16 protein-coding genes are annotated in these 19490 nt (G+C 51.0%); 7 read left to right on the top strand and 9 right to left on the bottom strand.

The window, feature by feature from the left end; genetic code table 11:
• Nucleotide 1: 1 nt before the first annotated feature.
• Entirely contained in the window at nt 2-460 is a 459-nt protein-coding gene (gene mraZ, locus SGR01S_RS09985; RefSeq protein ID WP_037420797.1) for a division/cell wall cluster transcriptional repressor MraZ, read from the bottom strand.
• 871 nt (nt 461-1331) lie between these two features.
• Between mraZ and SGR01S_RS09990 the strand changes: the two genes are divergently transcribed.
• Complete coding sequence (locus SGR01S_RS09990; RefSeq protein ID WP_061807355.1) at nt 1332-1772, top strand: L-alanine exporter AlaE; 441 nt, start codon at nt 1332-1334, stop codon at nt 1770-1772.
• 42 nt (nt 1773-1814) lie between these two features.
• Here the strand turns inward: SGR01S_RS09990 and cra are convergent, their stop codons facing one another.
• The 5 genes from cra to leuO all read right to left on the bottom strand — a co-directional run bounded on the left by cra (nt 1815) and on the right by leuO (nt 8784).
• On the bottom strand, nt 1815-2819 hold the full coding sequence (cra, locus tag SGR01S_RS09995; protein ID WP_020825201.1) for a catabolite repressor/activator: 1005 nt from the start codon (nt 2817-2819) through the stop codon (nt 1815-1817).
• Between the two features lie 215 nt (nt 2820-3034).
• A complete protein-coding gene (gene ilvN / locus SGR01S_RS10000; RefSeq protein WP_004950121.1) occupies nt 3035-3526 on the bottom strand; it encodes an acetolactate synthase small subunit in 492 nt (163 codons plus the stop codon).
• 2 nt (nt 3527-3528) lie between these two features.
• Complete coding sequence (gene ilvI, locus SGR01S_RS10005) at nt 3529-5247, bottom strand: acetolactate synthase 3 large subunit (protein WP_037420792.1); 1719 nt, start codon at nt 5245-5247, stop codon at nt 3529-3531.
• A 315-nt stretch (nt 5248-5562) separates the two neighbouring features.
• Nucleotides 5563-7371: an AMP-dependent synthetase/ligase gene (locus SGR01S_RS10010; RefSeq protein ID WP_061807356.1), complete on the bottom strand. Its 1809-nt coding sequence runs from the start codon at nt 7369-7371 to the stop codon at nt 5563-5565.
• 465 nt (nt 7372-7836) lie between these two features.
• Nucleotides 7837-8784 (bottom strand): transcriptional regulator LeuO, encoded by a 948-nt coding sequence (leuO, locus tag SGR01S_RS10015; protein ID WP_061807357.1) that lies wholly within the window; start codon nt 8782-8784, stop codon nt 7837-7839.
• Nucleotides 8785-9505: 721 nt separating this feature from the next.
• Here leuO and leuL point away from each other — a divergent pair.
• The 5 genes from leuL (at nt 9506) to leuD (ending at nt 14360) form a co-directional block, all read left to right on the top strand.
• On the top strand, nt 9506-9589 hold the full coding sequence (gene leuL, locus SGR01S_RS24645) for a leu operon leader peptide (RefSeq protein ID WP_115185134.1): 84 nt from the start codon (nt 9506-9508) through the stop codon (nt 9587-9589).
• Nucleotides 9590-9677: 88 nt separating this feature from the next.
• On the top strand, nt 9678-11252 hold the full coding sequence (leuA, locus tag SGR01S_RS10020) for a 2-isopropylmalate synthase (protein ID WP_061807358.1): 1575 nt from the start codon (nt 9678-9680) through the stop codon (nt 11250-11252).
• 2 nt (nt 11253-11254) lie between these two features.
• Nucleotides 11255-12346: a 3-isopropylmalate dehydrogenase gene (leuB, locus tag SGR01S_RS10025; RefSeq protein ID WP_037420782.1), complete on the top strand. Its 1092-nt coding sequence runs from the start codon at nt 11255-11257 to the stop codon at nt 12344-12346.
• A gap of 1 nt (nt 12347) precedes the next feature.
• Nucleotides 12348-13748 carry a 3-isopropylmalate dehydratase large subunit gene (gene leuC / locus SGR01S_RS10030; protein ID WP_037420779.1) on the top strand — a complete coding sequence of 467 codons (1401 nt, stop codon included), beginning with the start codon at nt 12348-12350 and terminating at the stop codon, nt 13746-13748.
• Nucleotides 13749-13757: 9 nt separating this feature from the next.
• Nucleotides 13758-14360, top strand: coding sequence for a 3-isopropylmalate dehydratase small subunit (leuD, locus tag SGR01S_RS10035; protein WP_037420776.1), 603 nt, complete (start codon nt 13758-13760; stop codon nt 14358-14360).
• Between the two features lie 135 nt (nt 14361-14495).
• On the opposite strand, the gene SGR01S_RS10040 is transcribed toward leuD, so the two are convergent.
• The 3 genes from SGR01S_RS10040 to sgrT form a co-directional block, all read right to left on the bottom strand.
• Nucleotides 14496-15968, bottom strand: a complete 1473-nt coding sequence (locus tag SGR01S_RS10040; protein WP_037420773.1) for a DASS family sodium-coupled anion symporter — start codon at nt 15966-15968, stop codon at nt 14496-14498.
• Nucleotides 15969-16110: 142 nt separating this feature from the next.
• Complete coding sequence (locus SGR01S_RS10045) at nt 16111-17316, bottom strand: sugar efflux transporter (protein ID WP_061807359.1); 1206 nt, start codon at nt 17314-17316, stop codon at nt 16111-16113.
• Nucleotides 17317-17527: 211 nt separating this feature from the next.
• The gene (sgrT, locus tag SGR01S_RS23700; RefSeq protein ID WP_073963429.1) at nt 17528-17701 is read right to left on the bottom strand and encodes a glucose uptake inhibitor SgrT; all 174 of its coding nucleotides are present in this window, start codon (nt 17699-17701) and stop codon (nt 17528-17530) included.
• A gap of 90 nt (nt 17702-17791) precedes the next feature.
• Here sgrT and sgrR point away from each other — a divergent pair, with 90 nt between their 5' ends.
• On the top strand, nt 17792-19453 hold the full coding sequence (gene sgrR, locus SGR01S_RS10050) for an HTH-type transcriptional regulator SgrR (RefSeq protein ID WP_061807360.1): 1662 nt from the start codon (nt 17792-17794) through the stop codon (nt 19451-19453).
• Nucleotides 19454-19490: the final 37 nt, after the last annotated feature.

Raw genomic sequence — 19490 nt, forward strand, 5'->3', positions numbered from 1 at the left:
CTTATAGCGACAAGTCCTGTAGCCGCTCAGACAACGGTTCCTGAGTCGACTGTTCTGCGTCAATATCATCCTTGACTTGTTGATACCAGGTCTGTTCATCCCACAGTTCAAACTTGTTGAACTGCCCGACCAGCATCACTTCTTTTGTAAGCCCGGCGTGTTGACGTAGCGTAGTGGCTAACAACAACCGACCGGCACTATCCATCTGACACTCACTGGCATGTCCCAATAACAGGCGCTGAACGCGGCGCTCGGCGGGATTCATACTCGACAGACGGGATAACTTTTGTTCAATAATTTCCCATTCGGGCAGTGGATAAAGCAGCAGGCAGGGCTGGTGGAGGTCAATGGTACAGACCATTTGGCCTTGCGATTGCTCGTTCAGCAAATCCCGATAACGGGTGGGTACGGCAAGCCGCCCTTTGCTGTCGAGGTTAACCATCGTTGCTCCACGGAACATTCCTGAGTTACCCCTTCACGACCGTTTTCACCACTTTACCCCACAAATTCCCACATAATGGAGTTTACGGAGGGTATGAAAACCTTGTCAAGCCAGAGCGCCAGCGCTTTGGCAATATTTCTTCGGTCATTTTGGGAGCTAGCTCGCGAAAGGAACGCTATTTATTAGATGATTAAAAATTAACATCATGATAAACGGGGAGAATTTTCTAAGCGGAAAGAACCTGATTAAAAACCTGACAAATCGGCGATTAATTAACTCAATACTTCCTTCTGCAATCGATGTCTCATTTTTCAGCTCGGCAATCACAGCCCTGTAACCCTGCGCGAGCCGCAGCGGGCAAGGCCCAACGTCAGCTCGCTCTAAAAGTGAAATATGGCATAAGCTATTGAGTTAATAACGCTCAATGGTTATTTCACCCCAAGCCGGGGGCTATTTTACTTCAATTAATGCGCCAGTGATAAGTCAGGCAGAAAAATAAATCACTCGGATATTACGAGGCGAGCTAATTTCGATTTAAATCAATTTAGTAAGATTATTCTCAAAATACCTGTTTACAATTATGGTTTCATTTCCTTACATCATTTATTCCCACAATTTTTAGTGAAAATAATCACCTTGCGACCAAAGATTATGCAACTCATTGTTTTTTATTGAATAGTTTGAATGCATCCATTTTTAATCCCTTCGCGCCATATTCTTCTGCATTCTCCCAGAACAAAAATCACACAACCCCGTTAAATAAAAATATTCAACTACTTAGCTAACACTTTATGAAGGTATAAACTACGTAAAGAATGAAAGACCAGACTTAACATCTTTAAATTAAACAATTAACAGAACATTAACTAATAATCACGGAGATTGCACTATGCTTTCGCCTGTTCCGCATTGGCGTAGCGCCGCTGCCGATACCTTTGCACTGGTGGTGTACTGTTTCATTGCCGGCATGGCAATAGAAATCTTGATATCCGGGATGAGTTTCCAGCAGTCACTCTCATCTCGTTTGCTGTCAATCCCCGTCAATATCCTGATCGCCTGGCCTTATGGCCGTTATCGTGACGCCTTTATCCGCGTCGCTAAACGTCTTCACGGTCATCCTTTTTTACTGCGTAACCTTGCCGACTTGTTGGCCTATGTCAGTTTCCAATCGCCGGTTTACGCGGCCATATTGTGGAGCGTAGGTGCCGACGGGCAGCAAATCATGACCGCAGTAACCAGCAACGCGGTAGTCTCAATGGCGATGGGCGTGGTGTATGGCTACTTTCTCGAATATTGCAGAAAGCTGTTCAGAGTGGCGGGTTACGTATAAGGGGATTCGGCAGGAGTGCAAAACAGCACACCTGCCAGAAGATTATTTGCGGCTCAGGCTGCCACGGCGGAAAAGATTACGGCGAATACGCGTCAGGCCAGGTTTAGGTTTGCGTGGTTCATCCAGGCTGGCCAAGACCAGTTCCAGCACGCGCTCGGCCACATCACGGTGGCGCTGTGCGACTGCCAAGACAGGGCACTCCAGGAAGTCCAACAACTCATGATCGCCGAATGTGGCGATGGCCAGATCGGTCGGCAAACGACCGCGTTGTTTCAGCGTTACATCCATCACTCCTTGCAACAAAGAGAATGAAGTCGTGAACAATGCTTGTGGCATTGGATGAGTTTTCAGCCATTCGGCAAATAACACCCCCGCCGCCTCACGTTCATAGCTGTTGGCATACAGATAATCGACATGCCTTTCATCATCTTGCCATGCTTGACGGAACCCTTGTTCACGCAGGAAACTAACGGAAAGCTCCGGCAACGCGCCCAAATACAGCACGGACTCTGCCGGGAATGTACGAAGTTCCTGTGCCAACGCGAAAGAGTCTTCTTGATCGGCACCGACAACGCTGATGAAGTGTTCGCGGTCCAGCGCTCGGTCCAGCGCGATAATCGGCAAAGGATCGTTAGCCCAACGCTGATAAAACGGATGCTCCGGTGGCAGCGCGGTGGATACAATAAGCGCATCAACCTGACGTTGCAGCAAATGCTCAATGCAACGCATTTCGTTATCCGGTTGATCTTCCGAACAGGCAATCAGCAACTGGTAACCACGTTGACGCGCCTGACGCTCCAGATAGTTGGCAATCCGGGTATAACTGGTATTTTCCAGATCCGGTATCACCAAACCGATTGATCGGGTTCGCCCAGCGCGCAACCCTGCCGCTACGGCATTTGGGTGATAGTTGTGCTCCCTGACCACGGCCATCACTTTTTCGACGGTTTTATCGCTGACACGATACTGCTTCGCCTTGCCGTTGATGACATAACTGGCCGTGGTGCGCGAAACGCCTGCGAGACGCGCGATTTCATCCAGTTTCACGTTAACCCCTTAATGACGCTGAAAATAGAAGTGAAAGCTATGCTCGGATTAACCATCGCATCCTGTGCGGGTATTCAATCCAGCCTCTGCGATCTAACAGCAGAAAACACTGCTGAGCAACCGCTTTTGCCGAAAGGTGCCAGCAAACAGGCAAAAAACACCGAAAAACAAAGGGCGCAGCCCTGCCACGCCCCTAAATCCTGCTACATTGGGCTTCAACGCATGATTTTATCGCCGCGCGACACGCCAACCACGCCAGAGCGCGCGACCTCAACGATCTCGGCCACTTCGCGCACCGCGTTAAGGAAGGCGTCCAGCTTATCGCTGGTACCGGCCAACTGAACGGTGTAAAGCGTGGCGGTCACATCGACAATCTGCCCGCGGAAAATATCAGCGCAGCGCTTCACTTCCTCACGGCCATAACCGCTGGCTTGTAACTTCACCAACATAATTTCACGCTCAACGTGTGCACCCTGCACCAGTTCGCTAACGCGCAGCACATCCACCAGCTTATGCAGCTGCTTTTCGATCTGCTCTAACACTTTCTCATCACCGACGGTTTGAATCGTCATGCGTGAGAGCGTGGGATCATCAGTCGGTGCTACCGTCAGGCTTTCGATGTTATAACCACGTTGAGAAAACAAACCCACCACACGCGATAACGCACCAGATTCGTTTTCCAGTAATACAGATAAAATACGGCGCATGATCAGGTCCTCTCCGTTTTGCTTAACCACATTTCGTCCATGCTTCCACCCCGAATCTGCATTGGATAAACATGTTCGGTTTCATCGACGGTCACATCGACAAATACCAGGCGTTCTTTTTCGGCCAGCGCCTGCGCCAGCTTGCTTTCCAGCTCATCCGGCGTACGAATGGCAATACCTACGTGGCCGTACGCCTCTGCCAGCTTGACGAAGTCCGGCAAGGAATCCATGTAAGATTGGGAGTGGCGGCCGGAATAAATCATGTCCTGCCATTGTTTCACCATACCCAAATAACGGTTGTTAAGATTCACAACAATCACCGGCAGGTTGTACTGCAATGCGGTGGACAATTCCTGAATATTCATCTGGATGCTGCCGTCGCCGGTCACACACACCACGGTTTCATCAGGTAGCGCAAGCTTTACACCCAGTGCTGCCGGCAGACCAAAGCCCATGGTGCCAAGCCCACCGGAGTTGATCCAACGGCGGGGTTTGTCGAACGGGTAGTAGAGTGCGGCGAACATCTGGTGCTGACCGACATCGGAGGTGACATAAGCGTCCCCTTTGGTCAGCCGGTGCAAGGTTTCGATCACCGCCTGTGGCTTGATGGTGCCGCTGTTTTTGTCGTAACCCAGGCAGTCGCGTGCACGCCACTGCTCGATGGATTGCCACCAATCACGCAACGCATCGTGATCCTGCGCTTTGTCTTCCTGCGCCAGCAGTTCCAACATCTGGGTCAACACCTGTTTGGCATCGCCAACAATGGGAATATCAGCGTCTACCGTTTTGGATATTGATGTAGGGTCAATGTCGATATGCAGTACAGTCGCGTCCGGGCAGTATTTGGCGAGGTTGTTGGTAGTACGATCGTCAAAACGCACGCCGACAGCAAAGATCACATCAGAATTGTGCATGGTTTTGTTGGCTTCATAAGTACCGTGCATACCCAACATACCAACGCTCTGGCGGTGTGTGCCGGGGAACGCGCCCAGCCCCATCAGTGTACAAGTGACCGGCAGACTCAGTTTTTCTGCCAGTTCCAGCAGTTCTGCGTCGCACGCCGAGTTGATCGCGCCACCACCGACGTACATAACGGGTTTTTTGGCCGACAGAATAGTATGCAATGCGCGTTTGATCTGCCCACGATGCCCCTGCACCGTTGGATTATAGGAGCGCATACTCACTTCATCCGGGTAAGCGTATGGCATTCTCACCGCAGGACCCACGATGTCTTTCGGCAGGTCAATCACGACAGGGCCAGGACGGCCCGTAGAGGCCAGGTAAAACGCTTTTTTCAGTATGCCGGGAATATCTTCGGTACGTTTCACCAGGAAGCTGTGTTTCACCACCGGACGAGAAATCCCGACCATGTCACATTCCTGGAAGGCGTCGTAGCCAATCAGCGAGCTGGGAACCTGTCCGGAAAGCACCACCATCGGGATAGAGTCCATATAGGCCGTCGCAATGCCTGTAATCGCATTGGTCGCCCCAGGGCCTGAAGTCACCAGCACCACCCCCACTTCACCGGTCGCGCGTGCGTAGCCATCGGCCATATGCACTGCACCTTGCTCATGACGAACCAATATGTGATCGATTCCTCCAACGGTATGCAGGGCGTCGTAAATATCGAGCACCGCCCCGCCGGGATAACCGAATACATGCTTAACGCCCTGATCAATCAACGATCGGACGACCATCTCGGCTCCTGACAACATCTCCATGGGTTTGCCTCCAGGCTAACTTATTCTTATCTGGCGCCGGAACGTGACGCCTGTTGTGGGGCAATACCCCAAAATTTTTATGGATTGACTATAACCCATTAACATAACGTCAGAATATGAGGCAGGCAAACGGCAAAATGACACAATAAATGAAGGGTTACTGTCACAGGCTGGGGATCGGGAATTTACAGAAACAATGCACTAGCCACAGGTAAATCAAGCTAGGCATTGTTTCAGTCAGGCAGATAATTACAGAACTATATCAGGCAAGAATGATGTTGCTCTTTTCGCTGAACACCAACCCAGTAGATGCCGTTAAGCGGGATCCTGATACATTGAGTCAATTTCACGCTGATAACGCTGAGAAATCACTTTACGGCGCAGCTTCAACGTTGGTGTCAGCTCGCCCAGTTCCATAGAAAAAGCCGCCGGCAACAGGGTAAACTTTTTCACCTGTTCAAAACGCGCCAACTCTTTTTGCATTTCACGCAGGCGGCTTTCAAACATGTCCAGAATGTGGCTATTGCGCAACAGTTCAAGCCGATCCTGATATTTCAAGTTGATGGACTTGGCGTACTCTTCCAGGGACTCAAAGCTCGGTACAATCAAAGCAGAAACAAATTTACGCGCATCGGCGATGATCGCCACCTGTTCGATAAAGCGATCCTGCGCCAGCGTTCCTTCAAGCATCTGCGGCGCAATATATTTACCGCCAGAGGTTTTCATCAGATCTTTAAGACGTTCAGTGATGAACAGGTTACCGCCTTCATCAATAGCACCGGCGTCACCCGTTTTCAGCCAACCGTCCTCCGTAAAGCTGTCAGCCGTTTCCAGTGGTTTATTGAAATAGCCACGCATCACTATTGGACCACGTACCTGGATTTCATTCTCCTGCCCAATACGCACTTCAATTCCCGGTAAGGGTTTACCAATTGAGCCAAAGCGGAAGTTGCTTTCCTCCCAACAGGAAACCGTGGCGCAAGTCTCAGTCATCCCATAACCGTATTTGATGTTAATGCCCATCGCCTGAAAAAACAGAATGACGTTGTCGTCAAGTTTGGCCCCTGCCGCGGGTAAGAAACGCACCCGCCCGCCAAGTATGCCACGCAGCTTGCTCAGCACTAGCTTATCGGCCCAACGATGGGAAAGATCAAACAGCTTACCCAAAGGCTTACCGGCGCGTTCCTGCAGGAATTTGCGCTCACCGCAAACAATGGCCCAATGGAACAACGCACGCCGCAACCACGGCGCACGTGCAACCTTTTCATGCACTGCACTGAAGATTTTTTCATAGAAACGCGGCACAGCGCACATCAGCGTTGGACGCACCGACGCCATGGCCTCACGCACCCAGTCGGTATTGGGTAAAAATACGTTCTGTGCGCCGGAGTGCATGATAAAAAAGCTCCAGGCACGTTCAAACACATGTGACATCGGCAGGAAACTGAGAGAAACATCCTCTTCATTCACCGTCAGCCGCTCATCGTGCAGATAAAGCTGCGCAGCCAGATTACGATAATCCAGCATGACCCCTTTTGGCTCGCCAGTGGTGCCAGAGGTATAGATCAGTGTGAACAGATCACTCAAATCACAATCGGCTATACGCTGCTGCCGCTGCAATTCAACAGCGGCAAGGTCAGCTTCCCGCTCGAAGGTACTCAGGTGCTGTGCAATTTCGCAGCCGCGCAGATCGACAACGTCATCAAACACAATAATGTGGCTTAGTTGCGGACACACGCCACGCAATGCAATAGCGGCATCCAATTGGGCCTGTTCACCAACAAACAGAATCCGTATATCAGCATCATTAATGATAAAAGCTGCCTGGGCCGCCGTGTTAGTGGCATACAGCGGCACACTAACACCACGCAATTGCAGAATGGCCAAATCAACCAGTGACCAGGCCATGCAGTTGTTAGCAAAAATCGCGATACGTTCCTGCACGTCAACGCCCAACGCCAGTAACGCACTAGCGATGTGGCTGATATGCGTATCGACTTGTCGCCAGGTCAGCTGCGTCTCACCATTAGGAGACCATTGGCGAAAAGCTGTGCGATCGGCACGGTGGGAAACTTGGTGCTGTATACGGTGAGTCAAATGGTATTGCAGCAAATTATTGATCATAGCGCTCTAAGCCTGAAATGAATCAAACAGTTAACCTTGGGCAGGACGGTACATCCCGCATCTCAGCTTACACGTGTTTACTTTTTTTCGCGCAGTCTACCTACTCTCTGGCAGCGGGAAAAGAGTTTTCAGCGTCGAAGTGTGCGCTAAAACTGAGATTAATTTCACCACGCCCATTCATTTGGACAAAAGGAAGGTTAAAAGGTTTGGTTCAGGATACAGAATGCATGCCAGGCAGCAGTGCCTTACCAACAGGTAAAAACACTAACCATGATTAAAATGTCAGGATATAATTTCATAATGACTGTTTTCGGTAAAACTATCGAAAAAATCAGGAAGTGGTTAATTAAAAACACTTGGCTCAAGATATATCTTAGAAAAATCCAAGATAATTCCTAATAAACAAACAGCAAAAATTATTCCCCCAATCGGGAGATAACCGCCTCGGGGGTAATAACCAGCTATTTACTCAGTTATCTCAGGCTGACTCAGCATAGATTTCAACCATTGATGCCCCTTATCACGCTCAGCCGATTCATGCCAAGAAAGATAACATGTGGCCTTGTTCTCAAACCAAGGCAAGGGAATATATTTCAACTGTAATTTTTCAGCTTGCTGCTGAGCTAGCCAAGCGGGAACAATAGCAACCATGTCAGTATTGGATACAATGTTCAGTACACTATATAAATCCGTACACTGCTGAGTGATGACCCGCCGCATCGTGTCTTCTATATAGTAAGGTTTACTGAATGAATAAAATCCCTCAAGTGAGACGACAGCATGCTGCTCCGATAAAATCTGTTCCGGTGTGATGTCGATATCTATTCTCGGATGTTTCTGAGCCAAGACTAACATCAGCTCATCCTCAAAAAGCATGACATTGTTAAATTCAGTAGATTCGAAATTTGCATAACCAATGACAAATTCCACATCCTGATAACGCAATTGGTTGTCAATGTTACTTGTTATATAAGACTTTATTTTTAAATGCGTTTGTGGCGCAATTTCTTTAACATGGTTGATTATTGTTGCCCCCAAACGTAAATCAAGCGGGCTGCAAAGTGCAACAGAGAAAGTGCGATCACTGGTGGCAGGTTCAAACTCCGCCCCTGGCAATTCATTTTGCACTAACTGCAACGCTTGGCGCATAGGGCCAAACAGCTGCCTCGCCCGTGCCGTGGGCTGAATACCACGTCCACAACGTACAAACAGCTCGTCATTAAACATCAGCTTCAAACGTGCCACGGCGTTACTCACCGCGGGTTGTGACATCCCCAAAAAGCTCGCCGCCCGCGTAATATTCTGCATTTGCATAACGGCGTCAAACACCGTAAGTAAGTTCAGATCGACGCTACGCAGGTGTATATCACCTACCTCTTTATCAATAACAACTTCTGAATTACATTCCGACATATCCCACTCCACTAAGTCCTATTTAGATAACTCAAACGAATATAATAAAAACAATGATTGAAACATCACTCTCTTGATCACACACGAAAAAGTTAGTTATCTCCCGCCTTTCCATTTAAAAATTGGCTTGAGCATCATCCTATATAAAAACATGATTAAAGGTTAAATCCTGACGTACGTCTCATTTCTTTTCTTTGCAGCAGACAGAAAATTATCATTGGCTGCTCAACAAATAATCATAAATAACTTATCGTTATAATATCATCTAACACCTTTATCACTAACTGGTCAGATCACAAGAAAATAAAATACAAAAGCACAACATGTCAAATGTCTATTTTTATCCGTTGACATTCATGTTTTATAACTCATTCACAAGATACATAAAAAAAGCAAACACATTGACACTGGAAATATAAAAGAAGGAAAAGCGCTCTTTTAGCATCACGAGACCGATGGTTAGACACGTTTAATTTTAACCAAATGAAAATCAGAAGCAATTGCGACAATATACATTCAGTTAATTTATGCTGAGACGCCCGCAAATCACTCATGATTTTTTATCTGATAATATCATTTTTTGCCGAATTATCGTCTAAAGCACGATATCTGTTAATCACGTATGTAAAGACCATCCCCATTTTCAATCAGGTGTTGACATAGCCAAGCCAATAACGTATCAAATTAGACAACGACATTATTTTAGAGAAGTTGAACCGCTATGAACCGTACTTACCGTCTACTAGGCCTACTACTTAACGCATCTTCTTTGCGCGGTATGCCGGTGGACGCAGTTCAGAGCTGATTCAGCCCACGACATAACAAACCCGCGCTACTGCGCGGGTTTTTTTTTACCCGCTTAGCGTGAAATAAACACGATAAGGAACGCCCTGATGAGCCAACAAGTCATTATTTTCGATACAACGCTGCGTGATGGTGAACAAGCGCTGCAAGCCAGTCTGAGCGTGAAAGAGAAGATTCAAATTGCGATGGCGCTGGAAAGAATGGGAGTCGACGTCATGGAAGTCGGTTTCCCAGTATCTTCACCGGGTGATTTCGAATCAGTGCAAACCATTGCTCGTCAGATTAAAAATAGCCGTGTATGTGGCTTGGCCCGTTGCGTAGATAAAGATATCGACGTCGCGGCCGAAGCATTGCGCGTTGCCGAAGCCTTTCGTATTCACGTATTCCTGGCTACCTCAACCCTGCATATCGAATCGAAACTGAAGCGCTCGTTCGACGAAGTGCTGGAAATGGCGATTCGGTCGGTGAAGCGTGCACGCAATTACACAGACGACGTAGAATTCTCTTGTGAAGATGCAGGCCGTACGCCGATCGATAACCTGTGTCGTGTGGTGGAAGCGGCGATTAATGCTGGCGCTACAACCATCAATATCCCTGACACCGTAGGCTACACCACACCGAATCAGTTTGGCGGCATCATCACCACGCTGTACAACCGCGTACCTAATATCGATAAAGCCATTATTTCTGTCCATTGCCATGACGATTTGGGCATGGCAGTTGGTAACTCTATCGCCGCGGTTCAAGCTGGCGCACGTCAGGTTGAGGGGACGTTAAACGGCATTGGTGAACGTGCAGGCAACACCTCGTTGGAAGAAGTGATCATGGCGATCAAAGTGCGCCAGGACATCATGAACGTGCACACCAATATCAACCATCAGGAAATTTTCCGCACCAGCCAAATCGTCAGCCAGCTGTGTAACATGCCGATCCCAGCCAATAAGGCGATTGTGGGTTCCAATGCTTTCGCACACTCATCCGGTATCCACCAAGATGGTGTCCTGAAAAATCGTGAAAATTACGAAATCATGTCACCGCAGACCATCGGTCTGAAAGATGTGCAACTGAACCTGACCTCCCGTTCCGGCCGTGCTGCAGTAAAACACCGTATGGAAGAGATGGGCTACAAGGAACAGGACTATAACCTGGATAACCTGTACGCCGCATTCCTGAAACTGGCCGACAAGAAAGGCCAAGTGTTCGATTACGATCTGGAGGCATTGGCCTTCATTAATAAGCAACAAGAAGAACCAGAGCATTTCAGCCTGGACTACTTCAGCGTGCAGTCAGGCAGCAGCATCATGGCTACCGCATCGGTGAAACTGATCTGTGGCGAAGAAGAAAAGGCCGAAGCGGCCACAGGCAATGGCCCGGTTGACGCAGTTTATCAAGCCATCAACCGCATTACCGGTTATCCGATCGAACTGGTGAAATACCAGTTAACTGCCAAAGGCCAGGGCCGTGATGCGCTGGGCCAGGTTGACATCGTCGTGTCCTACAACGGCCGACGCTTCCACGGCGTGGGTCTGGCGACCGACATCGTGGAATCCTCAGCCAAGGCGATGGTTCACGTATTGAATAATATTTGGCGCTCTCAGCAGGTAGAAAAAGAAAAACAGCGTCTGCAGCAAAGCAAACATCAAAATAATCAGGAAACGGTGTGAACATGACGAAGACTTACCACATTGCCGTCTTACCCGGAGACGGAATCGGTCCAGAAGTAATGGCCCAAGCGCGTAAAGTGTTGGACGCAGTGCGTCAGCGCTTTGATATCCGCATCACCGAAGCCGAATATGACGTCGGTGGCATCGCTATCGACCGCCATGGTAGCCCGCTGCCACAAGCTACCCTCGCAGGTTGCGAGCAAGCCGATGCGATCCTGTTCGGTTCCGTAGGCGGCCCGAAATGGGAACACCTGCCGCCGGCCGAACAACCTGAACGCGGCGCGTTGCTGCCACTGCGTAAGCACTTCAAGCTGTTTAGTAACCTGCGTCCCGCTCGTCTGTACCAAGGGTTGGAAGAGTTCTGTCCACTGCGCGCAGACATCGCCGCCCGTGGTTTCGATATTCTGTGTGTGCGTGAATTGACCGGCGGTATCTACTTTGGCCAGCCGAAAGGCCGTGAAGGCCAAGGTATGCAGGAACGTGCCTTCGATACTGAGGTCTATCACCGCTTCGAGATAGAACGCATTGCGCGCATCGCCTTTGAATCCGCCCGTAAACGTCGCAACAAAGTCACCTCTATCGACAAAGCCAACGTGCTGCAAAGCTCGATCCTGTGGCGTGAAGTAGTCAATCAGGTTGCTAAAGATTACCCGGACGTGTCGCTGTCACACATGTACATAGACAACGCCACCATGCAGCTGATTAAAGATCCGTCCCAATTCGACGTGCTGCTGTGCTCCAACCTGTTCGGCGACATCCTGTCCGACGAATGCGCCATGATCACCGGTTCAATGGGTATGCTGCCATCAGCCAGCCTGAACGAACAAGGCTTCGGCCTGTATGAACCCGCGGGTGGCTCTGCGCCAGACATCGCGGGCAAAGGTATCGCTAACCCGATCGCTCAGATCCTGTCAGCCACCCTGCTGTTGCGTTACAGCCTGGGTGCCTTTGATGCGGCTGATGCCGTAGAACGTGCCATCAACCAGGCGTTGGAACAAGGTTACCGCACTGCCGATCTGGCCGGTGAAGGTAAAGCGATCAGCACTGATGAAATGGGTGACATTATCGCCCGCTTCGTAACTCAAGGGGCATAACATGGGCAAAACCTTATATCAAAAGCTGTACGATGCCCACGTGGTGTACGAAGCCCCGAACGAAACACCGTTGCTGTATATCGACCGTCATTTGGTGCACGAAGTCACTTCGCCGCAGGCGTTTGATGGCCTGCGGGCCATGGGCCGTCAGGTTCGCCAACCCGGCAAGACTTTCGCCACCATGGATCACAACGTCTCGACCCAGACCAAAGACATCAACGCCAGCGGTGAAATGGCACGAATTCAAATGCAGGAACTGATCAAGAACTGCGCGGAATTTGGTGTCTCGCTGTACGACCTGAATCACCCGTTCCAGGGAATCGTACACGTGATCGGCCCTGAGCAGGGTATGACTCTGCCGGGTATGACCATCGTGTGCGGAGACTCCCACACCGCAACTCACGGGGCCTTCGGCTCGCTGGCATTCGGTATTGGTACCTCGGAAGTCGAACACGTACTGGCTACCCAGACGTTGAAACAGGGCCGCGCCAAAACGATGAAAATTGAAGTCACCGGTGATGCCGCCGTTGGCATTACTGCCAAAGACATCGTACTGGCGGTGATCGGTAAAACCGGCAGCGCCGGTGGTACCGGCCACGTAGTGGAATTCTGCGGAAAGGCGATTGAAGCGCTGAGTATGGAAGGCCGCATGACCCTGTGCAATATGGCGATCGAAATGGGTGCCAAAGCTGGCTTGGTTGCACCAGATGACACCACCTTTGATTATCTGAAGGGCCGCCAGTTTGCGCCGACCGGTAGCAACTGGGAACAGGCTGTCAGCTACTGGCGCACTATGAAGTCCGATGACGATGCCAAATTCGATACTGTGATCAGCTTACGCGCAGAAGATATTGCGCCACAAGTCACTTGGGGCACCAACCCAGGCCAGGTGATTGCCGTCAATCAGGTGATCCCTGCACCGGAATCCTTTAGCGATCCTGTCGAACGCGCCTCTGCCGAGAAAGCACTGGCCTATATGGATCTCAAACCGGGTATCAAGCTGACTGACGTGCCGATCGACAAAGTGTTTATCGGTTCATGTACCAACTCGCGCATCGAAGATCTTCGCGCAGCGGCAGCGATCGCCAAGGGGCGTAAGGTTGCCAACGGCGTTCAGGCAATCGTGGTGCCTGGTTCCGGCCCAGTGAAAGCGCAGGCAGAGGCGGAAGGCTTGGATAAAATCTTTATTGAAGCCGGTTTTGAATGGCGTCTGCCAGGTTGCTCAATGTGCCTGGCGATGAACAACGACCGCCTGAACCCCGGCGAACGCTGTGCGTCCACCAGCAACCGTAACTTTGAAGGGCGTCAGGGCCGTGGTGGACGTACTCACCTGCTCAGCCCTGCGATGGCTGCTGCGGCGGCCGTTGCCGGTCATTTCGCCGATATCCGTGATATTCACTAAGGGGCTAACGTGTCTAAATTTACTCAGCATATCGGTTTAGTCGTACCTCTGGACGCGGCTAACGTCGACACCGATGCCATCATCCCAAAACAGTTTTTACAGAAAGTAACGCGTACAGGTTTCGGCCAGCACCTGTTCAACGACTGGCGTTTTCTCGACGATGCCGGTCAGCAACCGAACCCGGAGTTCGTGCTGAACAAACCGCGTTACAAAGGGGCCAGCATCCTGCTGGCGCGTGAAAACTTTGGCTGTGGCTCCTCACGTGAGCATGCACCTTGGGCACTGACCGATTACGGTTTCAAAGTCGTGATCGCACCCAGCTTCGCTGATATTTTCTATGGCAACTCGTTCAACAACCAGTTGCTGCCTGTCACACTGAGCGAACAAGAAGTCGATGAGTTGTTCAAACTGGTGGCCGACAATGAAGGTGTGGAGTTCGTGGTTGATTTGGAAAATCAGACCGTCAACGCAGGTGGTAAAAGCTATCCGTTCGAAATTGACAGCTTCCGTCGCCACTGCATGATCAATGGGCTGGACAGCATCGGTTTGACGTTGCAGCACGAAGCAGATATTTCCCGCTACGAAGCACAGCAGCCGGCGTTTCTGAACTGATCATCGGCTACTAATACCCTAAATAATTGGAACTGCGGCAAGGCTGCAAGTAAGAATCCCCTGAAGCTTAGTGAACTAAGTAACAGGGGTGTGCTTACGCAGCCAAGACAGCGGCAGTTTCAAGTATGACGGGTTTCACCAGTAACCTAGCCACTTCCACCACGCCCCACCAATCAACATCCAAATCAGCAGGTTAACTACGCTCATCACCCAACCGGCCTTCCACCATTCACCCAGCGTCACATAGCCAGAGCCGAAAATAATCGGTGCCGTACCTGTGCCATAGTGAGTCAGTGACATCATTAGTGAAGAAGAGAACGCCAGGATTAGCCCCAGCAACGCGGGCGGTGCTCCGAGTGCAACCCCGGCAGCAAAGAACGCGGCAAACATGGCAGTGACGTGCGCGGTCGTGCTGGCGAAAAAGTAATGCGAATACAGATAGATGATAGTCAGTAACACCGTACCACCTACCCAGCTCATACCCATGTGATCGATACCGTTGCCCACCGTTTGCGACAGCCAACTGATCAATCCCAACTTACCAAGGAAACTGGCCATCATCACCAGCGCGGAGAACCACACGACCGTATCCCAAGCGCCCTTGTGTTTCAGTACATCCTCCCAGCTCAACACCCCCGTCGCCAATAGCACCGCCAGGCCAATCAGCGCCGCAGTGGTTGGGTTAACCGACAATGCCGGACCAAAGATCATCGCTGGGATACCTGCCCACATCACCAACAGCAAGGCAAACACCGCCAAAGTGATTTTCTCGGGTAATGTGATTAGCCCCAAGGCCTGCAGTTTTTCCCGGGCGAAACGTGGTGCATCCGGGGTACTTTTTACTTCCGGCGGATACAACAGATAAATGACCAGCGGCATAACGATGAGCGAGCACAAGCCTGGCACCAGAGCTGCAACAGCCCACATTGACCAAGTAAGCTCAAAGTTGCCATGGGTACCTTTGGCAATCAAACTGACGATCAATGGGTTAGGTGCCGTAGCAGTGATAAACATCGCAGAAGTGATGGGGTTGATATTGTAATTCACCAGTGACAAATAGCGCCCAATCTTACCGGAAGTATTCAACTCGGGTTTGGAGCCAAAGCTATCGGCGATCGATCTCATGATCGGGTGGATAATCCCGCCGCCACGGGCAGTATTGCTTGGCGTTACCGGTGCCAACGTGGTCTCCGCCAGCGTTAATGCATAGGCGATCCCCAGTGTCTTTTTGCCGAATAGCGAAATAAAGTAATAGCCAATGCGCGCCCCTAACCCGGTTTTGTTCAGGCTAAGAGAGATCATGATCGAGAAACCAATTAGCCAAATCAATTGGTTGGAAAATCCGCTCAGCGCATCATTCAGCGCCGCGCCTGGGTTACCCGGGTTGGTAACACCGGTCACTGCTACCAGCGCAATAGCCACCACCGAAACGGCACCAATGGGCATCGCTTTGCCGATAATGGCGATAATAGTGCCGATAAACAGCGCCAGTAAATGCCAGGCATTGGGCTCTACCCCAGCAGGCACAGGGATCACAAACCAAATTAGCAAAGTCGCAGCGAGGGCAAACAGGGAAGGAACAGGCTTGAGCGGTGTTAGTTTATCCATAACATACCCACTTTTCTAAACGGATCGGCATCTCAGCAGCAAGATGGGCGGGAGCGTAGCAGTCACGCTCCGTGTTCCCTTTAGCTTGGAGGGTTGGCGTAATGTTCTCAATGACATGCGTCAATGTTGCTGATGTTAAAACTCACACTTCCCGCACGCGAGCACTCATCCATAACGCCGCTACTGCCAGGATGGTCGCGAACCAATACACCGCATAATGGCCCAGGTTTTCCACCAATGCCCCCTGCAGTACCCCCGCCAGAATCACACCGGTAGAAATACTATTGGTAAACAGCGTCGTCGCAGCCCCCGGACGTCCCGGCATCAGGTCCTGGAAATAAAGCATGCCGATACCGGCGATAATGCCGATAAATATGGCGTTGAACAGCTGTAACACCATCAGAGCCAGCTTGAATTTAAACATCACCAACCCGGCATAAAACAAAATACCCGCCACCACAGCAAACAACATCATGTTGCGCTTACCGAACCGTTTGACGTAATAGCCGGCCAGCAGCATTGCAGGAATTTCCAACCCCGCCGCAGTGCCCATCAGCAGGCCCGCCAGATTCTCCGGCAGCCCCAAATCCGCGGTAATATAGAGCGGCATATCGATGATATACATCGTATTGCACGTCCACATCAGCATCGAGGCGATAAACAAGCGCCGTACATCACGGTTACGCCAGGCACTGGCGGGTGCAATAGGCGCCGAAGCCGTATTGGTAAGTACATTGTCCTGAACTTCCTGCTCAGCACGCGGCACCGATGGCAAGGTAAACCACACCAGTAACGCACAGACAGCAAAGGTTGTCGCCGCAATTACAAACATCACGGTAAATCCGTAGGTCAGCGCCAACGTAAACGACAGCGGCGGGCCAATTACCCATGCCAGCGACAGTTGTGCACGCATCACCGAACTGAACATCACTACTTCACGCGCCGAGCTGTCAGCATATTCTCGCGCCAGCGCGAAAATTTGCGGCATCGCGGTATTGGCAATCGCCGACAACAGCACACCGGCGGTGATCAGCGTCAAATAGTCACGGTTGAAGGCAAACAACAGACAGTTGCCGATCGCCATAATACAACACACCAGAATCAACTTACGCCGGTCGCCATGCGTATCCGAACGCTTGGCCAACAGAAAACTGACGGCAATACCGACAATGGCATTAACGGTGTAAAACAGACCAACCCACAGTGGCCGTACCTTAACTTCAGTCGTAAGGAAGAGGCTCAGCGTCGGGGCCAATAACGCTCCGGCAATGCCAGAAAGAAACGCAATCAGCAGGAAAGCGGCAAAAATGGGATTAAAGCGGCGTGGTAACCCGTACAGACGTTTCATATTGTCGTCCCTGGCCCTAATGCGGAAGAGAGAACCTTAGGCTACGGCAGATAAATTGCAAGAACATCATCGCGGCTGGTGATAAAAAAACCAGTGGGTATGACCCCACTGGCTGGTGAAACAGCACCATTACTCAGAAACTCTTGTGCCCTTCGCCTTTCAAGCCGCGATGTTGCTGCTCAAAGCGCAGTGGCCTAACTCAGTTGTCGCATCAAAGATGCTCGCGATATTCCTTGTCCGTCATCTTATGGATGTCCCATTGGGTCAGGTGAGCCAGCATATCCAGCCGCGCCTGTTCAGGCACCAGCCCCAGCCAATCGGCATGCTGGCGGCGTACCGCGCTGAAATACCGTTGATAGAACTGTTTTGACAAGAAAACTTTCATCTGTCGCCCTCCCCCTTTCATTGAGGAAAATTATCGGCGTAATATAGGGAAAGATAAATTGATGGGTTGATACCGGAGCGTTCCTCTTTTATGTCCACCTCCAGATTGCAACAGCAGTTCATTCGTCTGTGGCAACGCTGCCATGGCGAGCCGACCGATACCACGCTGCAAGAGCTGGCCGAAGTGCTCACCTGCTCACGTCGTCACGTGCGTTCGCTACTTGGGGCCATGCAGCAGCAAGGCTGGCTGACCTGGCAAGCGGAATCGGGGCGTGGTAAACGTTCGCGGCTCACCTTCCACTACACTGGCCTGGCATTGCAGCAGCAGCGTGCGGAAGAATTGTTGGAGCAAGACCGTATTGATCAACTGGTGCAACTGGTCGGCGATAAAAATGTGGTGCGGCAGATGCTGCTGTCCCAACTGGGGCGCAGCTTTCGTCAGGGCAAACATATTCTGCGCGTGCTCTACTATCGCCAGTTGTACAACCTGTTGCCCGGTTCAGCGTTACGACGTTCGGAAACCCATTTGGCACGGCAGATTTTCAGCGGATTGACGCGCATAAATGAGGAAAACGGGGAACTGGAATCAGACCTCGCGCATCATTGGCAAGCTTTAACACCGCTGCATTGGCGTTTTTATCTGCGTCCGGCGATTCATTTTCATCATGGCCGCGAGCTGGAAATGGAGGATGTCATCAATACGCTCAGTCGCTTGATGCCACAGCCCCTGTTTTCCCATATCGAGCGCGTGACCTCGCCGACGCCATACGTGATTGACGTGCACCTGCTCAGCCCCGACTACTGGCTACCCTGGTTGCTGGGTTCTGTGCACGCCATGATCCTCCCACGTGAGTGGCAGAGTCTGCCGGAGTTCTCACGCCATCCAATAGGAACCGGACCGTACAGTGTGGTACGCAACCACCGCAGCCAGATGAAAATTCACGCCTTCGACGATTACTTTGGTTACCGCGCACTGATCGATGAGGTGAACATCTGGGTGCTGCCGGAAGTGACCGAAGAACTGGTGCACTCCGGCGTCCAGTTGCAGGCGGACGACACTGGCAAAAATGAACTGGAAAGCCGGTTGGAAGAAGGCTGCTATTTCCTGCTGTTTGATCAGCGCTCCTCATTGGCGGCGGATCCGGCCATTCGCAGTTGGCTGTGTGAGTTGATCAACCCGATTTCACTGTTGAGCAACGCCGGGCCAGTCTATCAACGCTATTGGTCTCCCGCCTATGGCATTCTGCCGCGCTGGCACCATAACCGTGCGCTGGCACTACAATCCAAGCCGTCTGGGTTAACCGAACTGACACTGACCTTCTACAGCGAACACTCGGAATTCCACGCCATTCAACAAGCGATCGAACCCTTGCTGGTGCAACAGGGTATCAAGCTAAAGATTCAGATCGTCGATTACGATACCTGGCATAAAGGCGATGCGATCAGCGATGTGTGGCTAGGCAGCGCTAACTTCTATCTGCCGCTGGAATTCTCGCTGTTCGCCACGCTGTATGAGTTGCCGCTAATGCAGCACTGCATGAATGAAGATCTCGCTGAAGATGCGACGTTGTGGCGCGCCAATACCTTACCGCTGGCCGATTTTGGCCGACGTCTGGTCAGCAGCCATCAGCTACACCCGCTGTTCCACCACTGGTTGCAATTGCATGGTCAACGCAGTATGCGCGGTGTGCGGATGAACACCCTCGGCTGGTTTGATTTTAAATCCGCGTGGTTTGCGCCGCCGGAAGCATAAGCGCCTTTCACCGGCGCCCGTTAGTCTTTACAATGGC

The organism is Serratia grimesii NBRC 13537 (assembly GCF_001590905.1).
In the GTDB taxonomy this organism is placed as follows: domain Bacteria; phylum Pseudomonadota; class Gammaproteobacteria; order Enterobacterales; family Enterobacteriaceae; genus Serratia; species Serratia grimesii.

Excerpts from the sequence above, each read along its gene's own strand:
- leuC (WP_037420779.1), top strand. The coding sequence starts at position 12,348 with ATGGGCAAAACCTTATATCAAAAGCTGTACGATGCCCACGTGGTGTAC.
- SGR01S_RS10010 (WP_061807356.1), bottom strand. The coding sequence starts at position 7,371 with ATGATCAATAATTTGCTGCAATACCATTTGACTCACCGTATACAGCAC.
- ilvN (WP_004950121.1), bottom strand. The coding sequence starts at position 3,526 with ATGCGCCGTATTTTATCTGTATTACTGGAAAACGAATCTGGTGCGTTA.
- mraZ (WP_037420797.1), bottom strand. The coding sequence starts at position 460 with ATGTTCCGTGGAGCAACGATGGTTAACCTCGACAGCAAAGGGCGGCTT.
- leuA (WP_061807358.1), top strand. The coding sequence starts at position 9,678 with ATGAGCCAACAAGTCATTATTTTCGATACAACGCTGCGTGATGGTGAA.
- leuO (WP_061807357.1), bottom strand. The coding sequence starts at position 8,784 with ATGTCGGAATGTAATTCAGAAGTTGTTATTGATAAAGAGGTAGGTGAT.
- leuL (WP_115185134.1), top strand. The coding sequence starts at position 9,506 with ATGAACCGTACTTACCGTCTACTAGGCCTACTACTTAACGCATCTTCT.
- ilvI (WP_037420792.1), bottom strand. The coding sequence starts at position 5,247 with ATGGAGATGTTGTCAGGAGCCGAGATGGTCGTCCGATCGTTGATTGAT.
- SGR01S_RS10040 (WP_037420773.1), bottom strand. The coding sequence starts at position 15,968 with ATGGATAAACTAACACCGCTCAAGCCTGTTCCTTCCCTGTTTGCCCTC.
- SGR01S_RS10045 (WP_061807359.1), bottom strand. The coding sequence starts at position 17,316 with ATGAAACGTCTGTACGGGTTACCACGCCGCTTTAATCCCATTTTTGCC.
- leuB (WP_037420782.1), top strand. The coding sequence starts at position 11,255 with ATGACGAAGACTTACCACATTGCCGTCTTACCCGGAGACGGAATCGGT.
- SGR01S_RS09990 (WP_061807355.1), top strand. The coding sequence starts at position 1,332 with ATGCTTTCGCCTGTTCCGCATTGGCGTAGCGCCGCTGCCGATACCTTT.
- sgrR (WP_061807360.1), top strand. The coding sequence starts at position 17,792 with ATGTCCACCTCCAGATTGCAACAGCAGTTCATTCGTCTGTGGCAACGC.
- sgrT (WP_073963429.1), bottom strand. The coding sequence starts at position 17,701 with ATGAAAGTTTTCTTGTCAAAACAGTTCTATCAACGGTATTTCAGCGCG.